Genomic DNA, 17358 nt, shown 5'->3' with positions numbered 1-17358 from the left:
TCGATGATGTCGGGTATATCCGCTTTCCGAAGATCGGCAGGGGCGCGGCATGATCCCGGGATTCAACAGGAAGCAATGAACTGATGATCACTGGCACACTCACTTCCACGCTTCGACCCATTCGGATTGGGTTCGTGATCCCGCCTTGGGATCGCCAAGCGGCGCTGGAGGCAATGCAGATCAGCAGCTTCCTGTGGGGTGGAACCTACAATCCGATCATTCCGTTCCACCGGCGACTCGACCGCAAAAACCGTTTCTTCATGGGAGCGAAGAACGCCCGTGAGGTTTTTGACGGATACCTACAGGCATACGATCCGGACTTCGTTGTTCGGCTCGGTTCAACGAAGGAGTTGGATGTCGATCTCGGAAGCTATCGTGAGATTGAAGCGGAGGAGATCCTCAGCGGAATATCGGAGGATGGAACGCCCCGCTACGGTGTCGGACTGTTTGAGATCCTCAACCATCTCCTGGCAGAAGAGTTCCGATTCGTCCGCCGCGACAAGGTGACGTTCGATATTCCTGACGTCGCCGACAGCCTCCTTTGGACCAGCATTTTCGGTGGCCTTCCGTCCTCGCTTCAAAGCGACTCGGAGAATTACCTCAAGCGCTTTCCCGACTATCAGCGGGTAGCCTGCGGGAATGATTCCTACCTCGACCACTTCCGAAGCGAGAATCACTTCCTCAGACGTCTCACCAATTTGGACATTGAGTGCAGGGTCAGGGCGTTTAGAGACGATTGGATCTACCTGATGGACGGGAGCAGCGTCGAGGACATCGTCTTCTATTGGAACCTGCGGGCACTCGGTTGGCGGATCCTTCCAGTTCCGCTGGCGGCGAGGAACCTCGATAAAGTCCGGGCATTCGTCGAGCAGTTTGTCGAAGACAACTACTGGCCCTACCGGAACAACCCTTCGATGTTCAACCACACCACGCTGCTGAAGGCGCCTTCCGTCGATGAGAAGGATCACGAGGCATTCGCGAACTCACTGAATCTGAAGCCCGCCAAACAGGACGGCTTTGGTAAGCTGACGCGGCAACCATGGATTCCAAGAGTCTGGAGCGAGTGGGACAGGCGGCGCAATGGCGGGGGTCGTGGAGAGATCTCGGTAGAGAGGCGGGAGGTCCGCTTGGCCCCGGTCGAGAACCGCTTCTACCTAGCCCCGCTGCTGCCGAAATTCGCCGCGGAGTTCTCCCGCCATTGCACTCCCAGGTGCGCGAATGAGCTGGAGCCACGGGTCTATGGTGAGACGGGCCTCCACGCAGAGGCGATCCCGCAGGGAGGCGACGATCTTGTTCGTGCGGTAGGCGGCTATATACTGCGGGATCTTCGCTGCTCAGCAGATGGTCCCGTCCTGCTGGTGGATCACCGCAGGTTTGAACACCGCTTGGATCTGCCCGAGGCGGAGCCGATCTTCAAGGCGTGGTTTAAGGAACGCGGCTGGAGTGTGGAGCTCTCTGACAACGGCTACATCGTGAAGCATGTGCTCAAACAGTTTGGCGGCCTGTGGGGCACCAATTGGTTGACCGAGGAGTGCGTTATCCAACTCCTGCATGAGATCGCCTCGAAAAAGTGGCTGACGGCCGAAACGTTCCGAAGTCTCATTCACAAAGCGGCCAATCAGATCCAGTTTGCGGATGTGGATCGCCTGACCAAGTGGTTGGTCGACGCCAAGATCATCAAGCTCGGAGTGGAGCTTCAGTGTCCACAGTGCCGCCAGCGGTCGTGGTATTCGATTGCGGACTCGGACTACGAACTTCGGTGCGGTCAATGCCTAGAGGATTTCGCCTTACCCACGGAGTCACCCAAGGAGATCCGGTGGGCCTATCGCGGGCACGGCGCGTTCACTTCCAGGCATGGAACTCAAGGCGGCCTAGCTGTGATCCTCACGCTTCGCTTGTTCAAGGGGCACTCACTGGATCAGGTGACTCCGATGCTGAGCTTCAATGCCACGAAGGGAGGGCCGAAAATGGAGGTGGACCTCGCGCTGCACACGCGGCGAATCCGAGGGGGCTTTCCGGAGCAGGGTGTGATCTTCGCGGAATGCAAGAGCTACAACGAGTTCACCCGAGCCGACATCGAGAAGATGGAGAGCTTCGCGCAGCAGTTTCCGGGTGCCGCAATGGTGTTCTCCACCCTTCGCAGGGAATTGACCCCCAGCGAGGTCAGCATGCTGGCCCGGGTGGCCAAGCGAGGCTGGCGCACGAGGCTCAAGGGGGACGCTTTTTCGCCATTGGTGATCCTCACAGGCAACGAACTCTTCAGTTCCACCGAGCCTTGGAACACCTGGCGGCAGTTAGGAGGGCGGTACGAGCGATTTGCTCACTGGCCATACCACGAAGACGAAATCGAGGGGCTCGCCGAGGCGACCCAATACCTCTACCTCGCCTTCGACTCCCACGATTACGTCAATCGGCAGAGGAGGCCAAGAGTGGTCGCTGCCACCAAACAGCCAAGACGGAGCAAAGGAGGTCCAAAGTGAAGAGGTTCGGATTTCACGCCCTAAAGCTGGTTTACCCTCCGATCACGAATCAGGAGGGCGAATGGCTATACAAGGTGCCAGAAGTTCGGGATATCCTTCGCAGTAGCAAACTCTACGTATTGGGTCAGAGGGAAGAGCTTTTGTTTGACGAATGCTCGGTCGATGAGGAGACGCGCGTTCTCGCGTTTAATCTGAAATGTGGAGGGATTCAAGTGGGTCCAGTTTCCTTGGCGCTAGACCAGTTTGACCTTCCGGACACATTCCAGGTCGAGATCGGCCCGAGGTGCTTCAAGGTTAGAAAGAGCCCGATCAATCCAGAGGAAGAGCCGATCTACTGGTGTACACCAAATACTCTCCTGACCGAGTGGTTCAACGATTTGGTTGAGCTCAATGGCATTGAGTCGCCATGGGAATTGATGCGCTTCAGAATGCATTACGTCGGGATTTCAAAAGAGAACGATAGCTTTCAAAGGCTTTTCGGAACTGGCCACAAGGCTAGGACCTCCATCCTGACCAATGAACGGCAAATCACCCCGGAAGCAAGGGTTTCAGACGAGCTTGTGCTTTTCATGTTTCAAGTAGAACCGTCGACGTTTGAAACCTGCATTACTGAGGAGGACATTGAATCAATGTGGCTTGAGCCTGGGCAATTCCCGGATCAACAGACCTATGCAGCGGATGCGGAGAAGGCATTGGTCAACATTATGGATTCAAAATACAACGAGAAGAAGTATCCGAACTACCCCAAGGGAATTGATGGATTGTATGGCAAAGGACTCGATCGATACGGCTTCCACTTTGAAGAGCTGGTCGAGTTTGTTACGGACAAGTGCTCGATTAGAGGGGGCAAACCATTCGGGGATGAGGAACCCGACCTGATTCTCGTCGAGGGAGATGAAGTTGAGTTAGTATCCGTCTCCCAAATGAAGGCGAACTCCGAGCAGCCTCCAACCTCCGAAGATCCCCCTGCATGAAACGCATCCACGACAGCCTCACCGACCTCTTCCGCCGACACCGGCTGATCTTCTGGTATGACGATGCCAAGGAGTGGGAATCGGCGTTTGATTCGTTCGAGAGCGAGGAGGTCGAGAAGCTGCGGCTTGCAGACAACGATTTCGGGATCAAGGTTCATGTCCTCGCGGAGAGCCCGAAGGATGCGAAGTTCCTGATTTACGCTCCCGCGGCCCGGCCGGACGATGGCGAGAACTGGCTGCTGGATCTCGTGCTACAGGGGCACGAGTTCAAGGCCGACCGGGCTTCGCTGGCGGTGCAGGAACTCGGCGTGTCCTACGACTTCCGCGGCCTTGCCGAGCAGCATGTCGGCTTTTTTCGTAAGGCGGAGAACACCCGCCGGCTCAAGGAGCTGATCGAGTCGGACGACGAGGTCGAGGACATCCGGGTGAAGATGATGGCGGTGCTTGCCGGGACGGCCGTCGAGATCGACGGGATGCTGTTGAAGTTCCTCGATGCGTCGGCCGCCGAACCTTTGCTCGATCCAGTGGTGGACTGCCTCGGCCCCGCCGATCTGGTCATCGCCTTCTGGCGGGATGTCGGGCGTTTGTTCGGCTACGCCCCGCAGGAGCCCGGGATGCGGGATTTCGTGGTCGAATTGTTCCGTGGTGCCAATCCCTTGGACGACGGGGTTCCGTTGCATCCTCACGCGCAGGTATTTCTCCAGCGCTGGAAGGACAGCAAGTCGCACCGGGAATCCTTCAAGACGTGGTCCGGGTTGATGGAGCGGGAGCTCCATATCAAAGATCGTCTGTCGGGGATCGAGAACCCTGCGCGTCTCGGGAAGTCGGATGCTTTTGAGGTCTTCGAGCGCTTCGCCGTCCATCGTATCTGCACGGCCTTCCAGCGGGGAGAGCGAGCGTCTGACCTCCGCCAGTGGATCACCGCCCGGCGGCAGTCGTTCTGGCATGAGGCTCACCGACATGGCTACGAGGCGCTGGATCAAGCCATCGAACTGCGGGAACTGCTCGAAGGTGCCGAGCTGGGCATGGAGTCGGCCGAGGCGGGGTTCCGCCGCTACACGAAGAGCTGGTGGCGGATAGACACCGCTTACCGCCGGTTCTGCTACCACCAGCGGAAGTACGGGCAGGTCAACGTCATGGAAGCGGTGGTGGAATGGGTTGAGGGCAGCTACTTGAACAACTTCCTCCTCCCGCTGTCCGACCGATGGTCGGATCTGGTGGTCGGAATGCCATCCTGGCAGGTGGGATCGGTGCCGGCTCAGCGGAGCTTCTACCCGGAGACGATCAAGGCAGTGACCGGCAAGGGGCAGAAGGTGCTGGTGATCGTCTCGGATGCCCTGCGCTTCGAGGCGGCGGCAGACTTCGCCGAGCGGTTGAAGTCGGAGAACCGGTGGACGACGGGCATCGAGGCGATGCTGGCCTCGCTTCCTTCCTACACACAGCTCGGAATGGCCTCGCTGCTTCCCGGAAGCGGGTTCGCGATCTCGGCGTCTGATGCCACCGTCTCGGTGGATGGGCGCAGCGCCACGGGTCTGGAGGGCCGGAAGGACATCCTCGGCCGCGCCAACGAGGGCCGGGCAACCGCCGTCCAGGCCGAGCATTTCCTGGAACTGAACTCAAAGACCGAAGGCCGACCGCTGATGAAGGACCACGACGTGGTCTACGTGTTCCACAACGTGATCGACAAGATCGGCGACCAGTCGACGACCGAAGCGAAAACCTCAGACGCCGTGGAGCAATGTTTCGAGGAGCTGGAACAGATAGTGAAGAAGGCGGCCAGCATCAACTGGACGACCATGGTGCTCACCGCCGATCACGGGTTTCTCTTCCAGCAGAACCAGCTCCACGAGGGGGACGCGGCTGCATTCCCTGATGCGGAAGAGTGGCTGAACAAGAATCGCCGTTTCGCCATCGGCAAGGGGATCTCGGATTCCCCGGCGGTGAAGGTGTTTGCGGCGGAGGCACTGGGCTTGGAAGGCGACTGGCAGGTCGCATTTCCCCGCTCGCTCGGGCGATTCCCGCGACAGGGGTCGGGCAAGCGCTACGTGCATGGGGGATTCAGCCTGCAGGAGGTGGTCGTTCCCATCGTCAAGATCCACAAGGCTCGGTCCGATGATACCCGTCGGGTTGAAGTCGAATTCATGCGGGTGCCGGCCAAGGTGACGACCGGGCAACTGTCCCTCTCGATCTACCAGGAAGAACCGGTGTCGGCGAAGGTCCTGCCGCGGCAGCTCAAACTAGGGGTCTATGCGAAGGACGGGACCGTGCTGTCCGAACTGAAGACCCTCGCCTGCGATTCCACCAGCGAGGAAACTCGTGCGCGGGAAACGACGCACGTCGTGGTGCTTTCGGCGGCCGCAGACGGATACAATGACCAGACGGTCGAGGTCCGCTTGGAGGAAACGCTCCCGGGCACCCGACAAACCGTGACTTACCGGTCACAACCCATCAAGATCCAGAAACCCTTTGCCTCCGACTTCGATGACTTCTGAAGACAACACTCCCGACCCGGCGGAGATCCTCTCAGCCGAACCCAGCACGCTCACCGAGCTCGACCGCAAGATCGTCGAGGTGTTCCCCGGACTGGTCGTCCGGAAGGATCTCACCAAGGGGCTCAAGCAAAACGCCGTGGTGCCGACCTATGTGCTCGAATACCTGCTGGGGCAGCACTGTGCTACGGATGACCCAGAGGTGTTGAAGTCAGGTCTGGAGTCGGTCCAGCGGATCCTCGCCAAGCACTACGTGCACCGCAACGAGGCCGCCCTTGTGAGATCGACCATCAAGGAAAAGGGGCGGCACAAGGTCATCGACAAGCTGACGGTCGATTTGAACGACAAGGGTGGCTACTACGAGGCCGAATTCACCAACCTGGGGCTCAAGAAGGTGCCCGTTTCCGAGGACTTCGTCCGCCGCTATCCGAAGCTGCTGGTCGGGGGCATCTGGTGCATCGTGGACGCCACCTACGAGGTCCCGGAAGATCCCAAGGCAAGCGCTTGGCACATCGACACCCTCAAGCCAATCCAGGTGGCGAAAGTGGACCGGGAAGAGTTTCTTGCTGCGAGGGCGAAGTTCACGACCGACGAATGGCTCGGTGTCCTCCTCCAGAGCATCGGACTGAATCCCGAGCATTTCAGCCGTCGGGCGAAGCTCATGGCCTTGGTCCGCCTCGTTCCCTTCTGCGAGCGGAACTACAACCTGATCGAACTCGGTCCGAAGGGCACCGGCAAGTCCCACATCTACGCCGAGTTTTCCCCACACGGGATCCTCATTTCCGGCTCCGAGGTCAGCTCGGCCAAGCTCTTCGTCAACAATTCCAACGGCAAGATCGGTCTGGTCGGATTCTGGGATGCCATCTGCTTCGACGAGTTCGCGGGGAAGGACAAGAAAGTGGACAAGGGATTGGTCGACATCATGAAGAACTACATGGCCAACCGGTCCTTTTCGCGGGGGATCGAGCAGCTCAGTGCCGAGGCCTCGATGGTCTTCATGGGCAACACCAAAAAGTCGGTCGCCTACATGCTCAAGCACTCTCACTTCTTCGACCAGCTGCCCGACAAATACATCGATTCCGCCTTCCTCGACCGCCTCCACGCCTTCAGCCCGGGATGGGAGGTCTCACCGGTACGCAACGAGCTGTTCACCAGCGGCTACGGCTTCATCGTCGACTACCTGGCGGAGATCCTCAAACACCAGCGGACCGAGGACTTCACCAGCGCCTACAAGGACCACCTGAAGATCGTCTCCGAGGTCTCCACCCGCGACCAGACCGGCTTCGAGAAGACCTTCTCCGGGCTCATGAAGGTGATCTACCCGAACGCGGAGGCCACGGCGGAGGAGGTCGAGGAGCTGCTCCAGTTCTCGATGGAGTGCCGCCGGAGGGTCCGCGAGCACATCCTCCGGATCGACGACACCTTCAAGCGACACGACTTCATCTTCCGCCGAGCGGCCGACAACAAGGAGGTCACGGTCATTACCCCGGAGGAGATCCAGTATCCTGCCTTCGCTGCCCCGCGCCTTGTTCCGAATCCCGACGAAGCGAGAGATGAAGGCGAACCTGCTGGGGGCGATGAGCCGTCTGCAGCCGCATCGGAGCCCCAAGAGGCGGCTCCCGAGACCGGGCACGTTGTCGTGCCTGAGAATTCCAAGGGATGGAGCTACCGCCGGCTCTTTGCCGATCATCTGAAGGGGGCCTCCGAGATCACCATCCGGGACCCCTACGTTCGGATGTTCTTCCAGGCCCGGAATCTCATGGAGTTCCTGCAGATGGTTCACGATCTTGTCGATGAAGGCGACGAGGTAGCCGTGCACCTGGTCACCCAATCCGACCCGGACTCCTGCGTGAAGCAGGAGGAGAATCTCAATCAACTCGTGGACACCTTTACTGGATCCAAGGTGTCCTTCAGCTGGGAATTCGACCACAACCCGAACTTCCACGCCCGGAACATCACCACCGACACCGGCTGGAAGATCACCATGGACCGCGGCCTCGACATCTTCCAGAAGTACGAGACCGGGCCGTTCTCCCTCGAACAGGCGATGCAGGAGGCGCGACTGACGCGGGGGGTCGAGGTCACATACCTGAAAGTCTGATCGCTGCTCGGATCTCTGTGCTCAAGCTCAAGCAGTCAGGGCTGCTTCGAGGGCGGAATGCGTCCCCAGTTCGGCTCTGCAACCATCGCCTGCGGAATTCCCCAGCCAGCAGCGGACCCGTCCTTCGCGGTCAACGCTCCACCGACACTGATACCCCGACACCAAGTGGTTCCAGCCGGAGCCGGTGGGTGATTACTCCGAATACTCGGAATTCAGTTTCACCGACTTGGTCCCCCCCCATTTGATCGACCCGGCGCCCGGTTGGGAAAATCGAATGCGAAGAATTCAAAGAATTAGCGGGAGGGATTTTCAGGTTGCAAACTATCCCGAGTGATGGAAATCGTCTCCCGTGCTCGGGCAACCGGGCACTCGAATCAAGATGCCGGGCTAATGCCCACTTTCTCGCTTGGTTCACCCAACTCCTGAACTACCTGGCCCGCCGGACAACCGGCGGGAGCTTCCGGGTCACGGGTTTTGGGTCGAATCTTGAGTACGAGAAAGCATGCAACAACAACCCGAGACCCTCGAGGTCCCGAACGATGACGCCGACGCACCAGTCGGCCTGATTAACGGCACCGCCGCCGGAGAGAACCAGACCGACTCGCCTGATCCAGGCGCCGCGTCTGGCGATGGAGATTGGCCTGAAGTCCTCTCCCAGATTCGTGACGAGGCCAAGGGCAACGTCGAGCACGCTCCATGTGTCGCCGGCGTAACGAAGGAGCCTCTTGCTCCACTGCTTCCACCGTGGGCGGAGGAGTTTTGCCGCCTTCACGAGGAGCACCTTGGCATCCCATCCGACATGACCGCCTCGGCCATGCTCGGCACCATGTCGGGCGTCCTGGCCGGCCATGTGGTTGGCAATTATGACGGCGGGATTGTCCCTGTTAACCTGTTCATCCAGCAGATCGGGGCCACCGGAAGCGGCAAATCGCGCTCGCACGATGCCGTCGTGCGCCCGGTCCACGAGCTGCAGGAGCGGACGATCCGCAGCGTCTCACGGCGCAGAGATGTCGAGATCCGGCCACGGATCCTGCAGCTGGAAGCCAAGCTGGCACAGGCGAAGCGAAAGCTCGCCGATGATCCCGAAGCATTCGAGATCGCGCAACACACCGCGCACCTCGAAAGACGACTGGAGAACGAGCGGTCGAAGGACCTGACTCGTCAGTTCCGGTTCATCGTGGATGACGCCACCCCACAGGCACGGGAGGCGGCGTTGGCGGACGCCCTCCGGAACGCGATCTTCGTGGTGACCGCCGATGGTCGCCCCCATCTGGAGGCGATGATCAGCTCGAAGGGCAAACCTGGCGAGGCCGAGCGCAACGTATGGCTGCGCGGATACAGCGGAGACCCCCTTCATGCCATCCGGGTCACCAAGCATTTGAACCGCCGCGCAGAGAGGGCGACGATAAGCTGCCTGTTCGGAATCCAGCCGGACATTGCCGAGCGGTTCTGGCAGGACCGCCTCCTGCGTATGTCGGGCGTTCTCGGACGCTTCCTTGCCTTCACGGTCGAAGGGGAGCAGCCGGGTTGCTGGCTCTCTGCGGGCGGCGCGATCAACGAGGCCTCAGCGAGCTGGAAACGTCACATCGGCATCTGGCGTCACCGCACTCTGGCCAATCGTTCTGGTGCCCCCCTTGAGATCAGCTTCACGCCCGGTGCCATGGAGCGCCTCAAGGCCATCCGTCACCCGTTCGAAGATGCGGGCGTGCCGAAGCATTCGCTCCGGGACTTGCTGGCAGTGCGCTGGCGCGAAAACGCGGCTCGAATGGCCGTGGTGCTGGCGGCATTGAAGGAGATCGGAGCCTCCATGCCGGAGGTGACCGAGAATGATGTCGAGGCCGCGTGCCGAATCGTGTTCCGCGCGCACCTCGACACCTACGAAATCATCCACCTGGACGACCGAACACCGGACGAAGCCGAGAGGGATGATCTGAAATTGTTCCTGATGGGACACGACGGACCACTCCACGTGGTCAGCCGAAACGCGAGCGGGCTCTCAGTGGCCCGCCTGAAGGGCCTTGCGGAGAAGTATCCCGAGGTCTTCGAGATCGTGCCGGAACGAACCGGCCTACGGGGACAACCCAAGAAAGTGATCCGCCTTTGCGGACAAGAACCAACCCTACCCTCCCGCGATGAACGGGAGACAATTCAAAAGTAAACTACTACAATTACAGTAACATGAAAGACACAGAAATTGTCTGGTTGACGGATTCCGCATACGCGAACGCTGGCTGCCGTTTTGACTACGCGGCTCCATTACTAGCGCAATGGGATACGGGAACCACCCGAAAAGATAATCCGCCTGCGCGAACGCGCAGCAAACCCAACCCGAGCCACGGTGGCCGGGGGGCAACCAAACGTAAAACCACCAACTAAACGAGAATATGGACGACAGTGAAATCAGCTGGACCCATCACACCGTCAACTGGTGGGAGGGCTGCACCAAGGTAAGCGAAGGCTGCCGCGTGTGTTACGCGGAAGTCTTCTGCGAGCGTTTTGATCGCGCGAATTGGAGCCCAATAGCCCCCCGCCGATTCGTCGAGAACGCTCACGAAAATGCACGGAAGTTCGACGCCGCCGCCCGCGAGATGGGTTGCAAGGACGTGGTCTTCTGCTCGTCGCTCTCCGACTTCTTCGAAGAAAAGGAGGAGGTCGGACCATGGAGGGTAGAGGCCTGGAAGACGATCCGGGACACGCCGAACCTGATCTGGATCATCCTGACCAAGCGTCCGGAGAACATTGCCAAGATGCTCCCGCCGGACTGGGGCGAGAGCGGCTACGAGAACGTCTGCCTCGCCGCCACCGTGGAGAACTCCGACAAGAAGGTTCTGGAGCGCATCGAGATCCTTAGGGCGGTCCCTGCCCGGTGGCGGATGCTCTCGGTCGAGCCGATGATCGGTCCCGTGGATCTGCGGGGCAACCTGGACGGGATCCACATGGTGGTCTGCGGCGGGGAAAGCCACAGGGAGGCCGACCCTAAGGAAACCCGCCCGATGCATCCCGACTGGGCACGCGCCCTTCGCGATGCCTGCGTCGAAGCTGAAGTCCCCTTCTTCTTCAAGCAGTGGGGGTCGTGGGCGGAAACACCAACTCCCGGGGTCAAGAACCCGACCACGACCGAATGGGAGGGCCTGACCCTCTACTTCGCCGGCACGAACAAGCGGGACAAGGCTCATCCAGCCTTGCTCGACGGGAAGCGCTGGCACGAGCACCCATTCGGTGACGAGGTGGACCTCGACCGCCCGAGCGCCCTGGCCCGCCGTCGGGAACAGAAGCGGCCCAAGAAGGAGCTGACTTCCGAGGAAAAGGCCGACTTCAGGAAGCTCGACAGCAAGGTCCGCAAGGGCATGCGGGCGTTCTTCGAGGTCGGCAGCGCGCTGGCTGAGATCCGCGAGCGCAAGCTGTGGCGTGCGGGAGACTTCAACTCGTGGGACGAGTACTGCAAGCAGTACGAGGACCTCTCCAAGACCCATGCGAACCGGCTGATCAAGGCTACACAGATCGCGGGGCATCTGGCCGAGGCGGTACCAGTTGGTGCCGGCGAGAAGGTCGTCCTACCCACAGCTGAATCCCAAGTTCGTCCCCTCGCCCGACTCAAGAATCGTGACCAACAGTCCGAAGTGTGGGCTGAGGCGGTGAAGCGTGATGGAGGCGTTCCATCTGCGAAGACTGTCGAAGCGGTGGTTATCGAGACCATCGGCGAAGAAACGGATGAAGAACCGAAGCAGCCCAAGGATCCCAGTGTGGGCGAGCAGCGGCTCGCCGCCTACCGGGAGCTCCGCGAAGCGGTCGAGAAGGGACTCCCCAAGAACAAGCTCGTAGCCCTGCTTGAGAAGCTGGAGCGACTGCTTGCATGAATAGCACAGCCCCGGGGTCCAATCCCCCCGGGGCACCACCATCACACGACGATGAACGATACAGAAAGTTGTCCCGAAACTCAGAGCACCGAGAAGACCATGCCCAAGCGCATCCAATGCGGCATGTACAAGAAGCTGCCGCCGAACACCAAGCGAGTGGCCCGCCGATCCCGATTCGGAAATCCCTTCAAGATTGGCGAGAACGGCATGACTCGATCCGAAGCCATCGCCATGTTCAAGCGCTGGATCAATGGCGACATGCCGGACTTCGAAGCGGAAAGGAGACAGAAGCTCCTCGATTCCCTTCCGGAAATTCGTGGCATGGACCTGGCCTGCTACTGCAAGCCCGGTGAGCAATGCCACGCCGACATCCTGCTGGAGATGGCGAACAGGGAAGACGAATGAAGAACAGGAGGCTCGGCGGCAGGGGCTGCCGAGCCTTCTCCACCCCGTGGCGGCCAACATGGGGATAGGGGGATGTGTGTCCCCGGTCTCTTCATCCGCCCAACTCGCGCAGAACAGCCACGAGAATCGATCTCACCCGCCCATTGAGCTCAGGCTCCTTGCTGCCCCGGGATCCTGCCACGTTCAGCGCCCGAATCCCGTTCTCCTCAACAAAGGCTCTAACCGCCGCCTGAGCGCCCTCGTCGGTCATCCCGTCGAGCCGCAGGTGCAGCCACGGGCGACCGTGCTTGTCGGCGAACTCCGCCGTCCACTTCGAGCCGCCCGAGAGCGCTCCCATGGTGAGGATCACCGTCCCGTCTGAATCCCTCGCATTCAATTCCGTGCGGGTCAGGCAGGATGCCGACTTCGTCTCTGTCAGGTTGTAGCGTTCGGGAATCGGTCCGTCCTCGGCCTTCCGCCCCCTGGGACACCACCCGCCGTGCGGCACGCCTGCGGCAATCGCGGCATCCAGCCCGGCCCGGTCGGCTCCGGTCTGACCTCCACTGACGATGCGCTTGATCATTGCCGGAATGATAGGTCACCGGGCCGCTTCTGGCGAGCTACCAGCCGAGCCTTTGCGAGCACCTTGAAGTCAGCGACTTACCTGGATGGTGAGCCAAAACCAGCTTCCCCTGAGCGGCCCGTCGTAGGCCCCGAAAAGGTGTAAAGCACGTTTGGCAACTTTGTCAGGATTTGGATGGGGGTGGGGAGACCCAAGGACTTTGGCGGGGGCGGGAATAGATTTCCTTATGAGGGTCAATGCCTTGTAAAGGCAGTCGATGCGCTGCTAGAAGCAGCTTGCCAATCGCCCAGGCCATGCCGCAACCAACACAAAACAGAAGTAAATGCCGCGTTTGAGCCCCAAACCGCGCCCGCCAACCACCAGGCACCATACAGCATATCAGCTTCTCAGACTCCACCGCCTCCTCTCTCCCCTCATGCAACCCCCTAACACCGACCCGACAGCCCTTCGATCCGGGGCATGACGAGCAGGGTGAAAATGCAATTTTCTAGCACCTAATTAGGATATCTAATGCACTCCCTTGTAAACACGCTGATTAACGAAAAGGACTACAGGCTACGGGCCAAAGCATCGGATGACTTAGTTTCAGTCGGGGAACCGGCTATAGATCCACTGGTCCAGGCATTAAACACCGTGAGCATTGAGAGAATGTTCAGGGTCATCAAAGTCCTAGCTAGAATAAAAGACAGCTACGCAATAGACCCGTTAAAGGACAATAGCCCAACAATACCACTATTTGCGTTTATTCAGGTTAGAGTCGCCTCAAACCGTTACAGCGAAACCGAGGTTGTAGATTCCTTGGGTGTATTTGCCAAATTGCTTACCCCCGGTTTGCTGCGAAAGCTAGTAAGTAAATGCGAAACTATCGAGGTAGAATCCCTCGATGAGGTCTCGGTAGTCGCGAAGCGGATAAGCAAAATTCTCGAACGAACTTCTTTTGTTTTATCTGACGAAACACTGCTCGAACTAGCAACAATAGAAGATATTAATTACAACCTTATTAAGGAGGACCACTACAAATACGAGGATGCATTTGGCTGGATTGATGAAACAACAAAGTCAATTGAGAAAGATAAGATCGATTGCTCTTCATTTCGGCAAATAGCGAAAAGGGAGATCTTAAGACGCGGAAATCCGGGAATAGATATTGAAACTCAAGTTCCTTGCACAAACTGCGGCACGCTAATTTTCGTGGCAATTTCGGAAAGAAACGCTGGTGTTTGCACGCCGTGCAGCCGAGGAGAGCGCCCACGCGAGGAAGGAATAGAAACACCCTGCCCGAAATGCGGAAGAGGCCTACACCCGCGTGCCCTCACTTGTCTCTCTTGTGGCTTCAAGTGGTTCAAATGTCCAAGGTGCGATGCCCCTTGGGCGCGAGGAACGACTACTTGCAGTAGTTGCCATGTGCCTCTTGCGGACATCATAAACAAGCCTCCCTACGATGATGAGATCGGATCGAGCCAGGAGAAAAAGCGGTCCGGGTGCCTCGGCAAACTCTTCATCCTCCTCTTAGTCTTAGGGATTGCCTACGCAGTGGTTCCATTTCTTCTCAACGGACACAAGGACTCCGCCGTAGCTGACAGGACGCCCGGGAAGAGCCAAACGGACGGATCATACCCCCTCCAACCCGATCCCTGAGCAGCCCTTCGGCGGTCCGGTCGCGATCAGGCTGAGCGCCGCACGTCACCCCATCCACACCTCCAAATCCCCCATCGCCGCCCAAACGTTCCCGTTTGCGCCCTCTGCGATCTTCCGGGTGATCCGGATGGGAGCGCTTCAGCACCGGGCGCGAAGTTGCGCGAGAACCTCGTTTGCGGGTGACTGGAGGCGGGTCGCCATCCTCACCTCTCCCTAAAACACGTCCTCCGCCAGCACCGAATCCTCGATCAGCTCAATCCGGATGTCCGGCCAGGCATCCACTGCCGACTTGATCGGCCCCTCCGCCGCGTCCCGGTTGCCGATCCTCTTGAGAAATCGAGGGCCCAAAAATACTCCTGGCACCTGGAACCGACACACTCCTAAGTTCAAACTTGTTCCGCTCCTGATTTTGGATTAGGCGATTTGCGGAGACCCTATTCCCCATGAAATTCACCCCTTCCACAACATCCAAATCCTCCATCCGCTGCCTCTGGTCCTCCATCGTCCTAGCCGTAAAAAGGGAAGGTTCGTACAACCAATTTGTTCTTCCGCTACCCCATTATTTGGCAGCGGTTGCATTCCTTTCCAGCACATTCAATGTCCTCGGGTTTGATACTGATCATGACGGCTTGGAAGACTTCGCCGAGACTGGAACAGGGATCTACGTTTCTCCTGAAAATACCGGAACGTCTCCAAGAAACCCAGATTCCGATGAAGACGGTGCAGGTGACTGGTACGAGGTCTATGCCTCTTTCACAGATCCAAATGATTCATCCAAAAAGCCGCGCATACCTTACCCTCTTCCCAATCCCGATCAATCTCCCGGAGAAACCACAAAGCCCGTAAAAGTCTACATCATGTCAGGATCCTACGGGATGAATGGCTGGGGCTTTGTCGGAGGAACGCTACAAGGAAGTCTCGAACAAATCGTTAGAAGTGAACACAAGTTCACTTACCTTCAGACCTCAGTCAGTGAACCTGATTGGGGATGGGAGACCAGGCAGGATGTTCGAATACACGCCTACGAATCAAACGGAAACAACGCCGAGAAGAGCCTGCTTTCTCCGACATGGTACGACGCGCGACCGGGATACTTTGGTCCAGAGCTAGGTTTCGGTAGCGTCCTTGGCTGGTTTCACGACGAACCCGTCCTTTTGATCCGGGCCTCTACAGGAAACAGAGCGCTCGGATGGGACCTGCTCCCACCATCTAGTCCTAGGTTTGACGCCGGCACTGGCTTAACTTATCCCGGTCACGGAGAATCACCCGAATATTGGGCTACGGGCTCAAACCCAATACCCATCGGGTGGTATGCTGGCAAGGACTACAATGATTATTTTCTCGATGAGAACGATATGTTTGTATCCCGATCATGGCAAGATTCTTACTTGTACAATTCCAATTTTCCTGTTCTTCATAATGGAGTACTTTACGTTAGTAAATCGGCTCATTTTTCAGATAGTGATTCAGAGCCTGGCTTTGGTTTATCGTGGACTAATTTCTGGTCTGTCTACTCGGTAGACAACGTCGTCGATATTCTCGACAATTTTTCGACTGAGTACCCAGATTGGTCGGGCCAGGGATTTGAAATTGCCGGCTACGTGTGGTGGCAAGGGTATCGTGACGCTGCCGGAAAGGTTGAGACGCAGGCGGCACACACCATCAAATACGAGGAGAACCTTGTAAGGTTGATTAAGAGTTTGAGACAATACTTCGCTGATCGATACCCTGGGCGATCCAGTTTATCCACTCCCTTTGTTGTGGCCACTATAGGCTTTCTTGGCGATGCTCAGAGTGGAAATTTTTTGCAGATTGCTAATGCACAAATGGCTGTGGATGGTGATTCAGCTAACTACCCTGAGTTCAAAAACAATGTAATGTCCGTTGACACTCGTCCATATTGGCGAGATTCAGGTATTTCTCCCGGAAATTATTTACGACGATACAACTACAACGCTGAGACATACATGCTTGTTGGAGACGCGATGGGCCGATCAATGATTGGACTCCACGAAGCGTCTGCCCTTGCCAGTCGCTACAGCGCATGGGTTGGCTCCATATTCCAGAACCGATTGACGAACACAGATCCAGAGCATGATTTTGATCATGGAGGACTTGCGACCGGTCTAGAGTGGGTCCTCGGAGGTGATCCAACCAATGGAGGTGACGATGGATCATTGGGGCCTGAGGTACTCGACACCGATTCGGAGGATAACAAGGTCGAGATCGTGTTCCGCCGCTTCGTTGAGGCAAAAGATGACGCGAGCACAGAAATTCAGTTGGAGTATTGTAGCGATCTTGTTGGATGGACGGCAGCGGTCCATCAGGGACCAGGCAAGGATCAGATTACAATCACGGAAGAGCCTAATGGATTTGCTCGCGGTATTGACAAGGTGACGGTTTCGCTGCCCGCCAGCATTTCCGATGGCGATCAGCTTTTTGCGAGGCTGAAGGTTGTAGTCACGCCATAAGGATCTGCACTTCGGCATCCACTGGCTCCGCTCGGTTCGCGGCGCGGCGGACTACGCCCGTCATCGCGCCGGGATGTTGACCGTGGAGCGTCCCCCTGAGGAGTTGGACAGGGGATATCCGCCGCCTCTTCCGGGGCTTCAACGGGATCCCAGTAGGGATAGCTTGAAACGAGAAAATCATCGAGGAGCAACTCATTGATTTCGATGCACAGCGGTGTCGTGCCCCACATAGAGCCGGTCCCCTGCCCGGAGCCAGTGCCGGGCGGATTTAAGTTATGATGCGGTGGCCCGGGTGGCTGGTGGTTTTGGTTCGGTTGGTTCCGCCCTTGGAGGAAAGTTGTCCACAAGGTTCCGGCGCGAGAATGGGCCGGGACGAAGCTC

Annotated in this window: 13 protein-coding genes; 9 read left to right on the top strand and 4 right to left on the bottom strand. The window is 58.2% G+C overall.

Features of this window, described 5'->3' with window-relative positions; genetic code table 11:
* Positions 1 to 338: 338 nt before the first annotated feature.
* The gene (locus ACG2LG_RS02815; protein WP_396256121.1) at positions 339 to 968 is read right to left on the bottom strand and encodes a hypothetical protein; all 630 of its coding nucleotides are present in this window, start codon (positions 966 to 968) and stop codon (positions 339 to 341) included.
* Between ACG2LG_RS02815 and ACG2LG_RS02810 the strand changes: the two genes are divergently transcribed.
* Genes ACG2LG_RS02810 through brxL form a run of 4 tightly spaced genes read left to right on the top strand, consistent with a single transcriptional unit; the run spans position 915 to position 8044 of the window.
* Complete coding sequence (locus ACG2LG_RS02810; RefSeq protein ID WP_396256119.1) at positions 915 to 2480, top strand: hypothetical protein; 1566 nt, start codon at positions 915 to 917, stop codon at positions 2478 to 2480. The genes ACG2LG_RS02815 and ACG2LG_RS02810 overlap by 54 nt on opposite strands.
* Positions 2477 to 3454 carry a hypothetical protein gene (locus tag ACG2LG_RS02805; protein ID WP_396256117.1) on the top strand — a complete coding sequence of 326 codons (978 nt, stop codon included), beginning with the start codon at positions 2477 to 2479 and terminating at the stop codon, positions 3452 to 3454. The genes ACG2LG_RS02810 and ACG2LG_RS02805 overlap by 4 nt, the downstream gene beginning before the upstream one ends.
* Complete coding sequence (pglZ, locus tag ACG2LG_RS02800) at positions 3451 to 5946, top strand: BREX-1 system phosphatase PglZ type A (protein WP_396256115.1); 2496 nt, start codon at positions 3451 to 3453, stop codon at positions 5944 to 5946. Before ACG2LG_RS02805 ends, pglZ begins: the two co-directional genes overlap by 4 nt.
* Complete coding sequence (brxL, locus tag ACG2LG_RS02795) at positions 5936 to 8044, top strand: BREX system Lon protease-like protein BrxL (protein WP_396256113.1); 2109 nt, start codon at positions 5936 to 5938, stop codon at positions 8042 to 8044. Before pglZ ends, brxL begins: the two co-directional genes overlap by 11 nt.
* A gap of 427 nt (positions 8045 to 8471) precedes the next feature.
* On the opposite strand, the gene ACG2LG_RS02790 is transcribed toward brxL, so the two are convergent.
* Positions 8472 to 8825, bottom strand: coding sequence for a hypothetical protein (locus tag ACG2LG_RS02790; RefSeq protein ID WP_396256111.1), 354 nt, complete (start codon positions 8823 to 8825; stop codon positions 8472 to 8474).
* Between the two features lie 18 nt (positions 8826 to 8843).
* Between ACG2LG_RS02790 and ACG2LG_RS02785 the strand changes: the two genes are divergently transcribed.
* The 3 genes from ACG2LG_RS02785 (at position 8844) to ACG2LG_RS02775 (ending at position 12306) form a co-directional block, all read left to right on the top strand.
* Positions 8844 to 10202, top strand: a complete 1359-nt coding sequence (locus ACG2LG_RS02785; RefSeq protein WP_396256110.1) for a DUF3987 domain-containing protein — start codon at positions 8844 to 8846, stop codon at positions 10200 to 10202.
* Positions 10203 to 10428: 226 nt separating this feature from the next.
* On the top strand, positions 10429 to 11901 hold the full coding sequence (locus ACG2LG_RS02780; RefSeq protein WP_396256109.1) for a DUF5131 family protein: 1473 nt from the start codon (positions 10429 to 10431) through the stop codon (positions 11899 to 11901).
* Between the two features lie 51 nt (positions 11902 to 11952).
* The gene (locus ACG2LG_RS02775) at positions 11953 to 12306 is read left to right on the top strand and encodes a DUF4326 domain-containing protein (protein ID WP_396256108.1); all 354 of its coding nucleotides are present in this window, start codon (positions 11953 to 11955) and stop codon (positions 12304 to 12306) included.
* Between the two features lie 91 nt (positions 12307 to 12397).
* Here ACG2LG_RS02775 and ACG2LG_RS02770 read toward each other — a convergent pair whose 3' ends face one another.
* Positions 12398 to 12868 carry a putative molybdenum carrier protein gene (locus ACG2LG_RS02770; protein ID WP_396256106.1) on the bottom strand — a complete coding sequence of 157 codons (471 nt, stop codon included), beginning with the start codon at positions 12866 to 12868 and terminating at the stop codon, positions 12398 to 12400.
* Between the two features lie 510 nt (positions 12869 to 13378).
* On the opposite strand from ACG2LG_RS02770, the gene ACG2LG_RS02765 reads away from it, so the two are divergent.
* Positions 13379 to 14506: a hypothetical protein gene (locus ACG2LG_RS02765; RefSeq protein WP_396256105.1), complete on the top strand. Its 1128-nt coding sequence runs from the start codon at positions 13379 to 13381 to the stop codon at positions 14504 to 14506.
* A gap of 213 nt (positions 14507 to 14719) precedes the next feature.
* On the opposite strand, the gene ACG2LG_RS02760 is transcribed toward ACG2LG_RS02765, so the two are convergent.
* Positions 14720 to 14869, bottom strand: a complete 150-nt coding sequence (locus tag ACG2LG_RS02760) for a hypothetical protein (RefSeq protein ID WP_396256103.1) — start codon at positions 14867 to 14869, stop codon at positions 14720 to 14722.
* Between the two features lie 80 nt (positions 14870 to 14949).
* Between ACG2LG_RS02760 and ACG2LG_RS02755 the strand changes: the two genes are divergently transcribed.
* The gene (locus ACG2LG_RS02755) at positions 14950 to 16977 is read left to right on the top strand and encodes a hypothetical protein (protein WP_396256101.1); all 2028 of its coding nucleotides are present in this window, start codon (positions 14950 to 14952) and stop codon (positions 16975 to 16977) included.
* The last annotated feature ends 381 nt before the right edge of the window (positions 16978 to 17358 follow it).

Source organism: Haloferula sp. A504 (genome assembly GCF_044385805.1).
Classification (GTDB): Bacteria; Verrucomicrobiota; Verrucomicrobiia; order Verrucomicrobiales; family Akkermansiaceae; genus Haloferula.
This window is presented reverse-complemented; position numbering and strand designations above follow the sequence as displayed.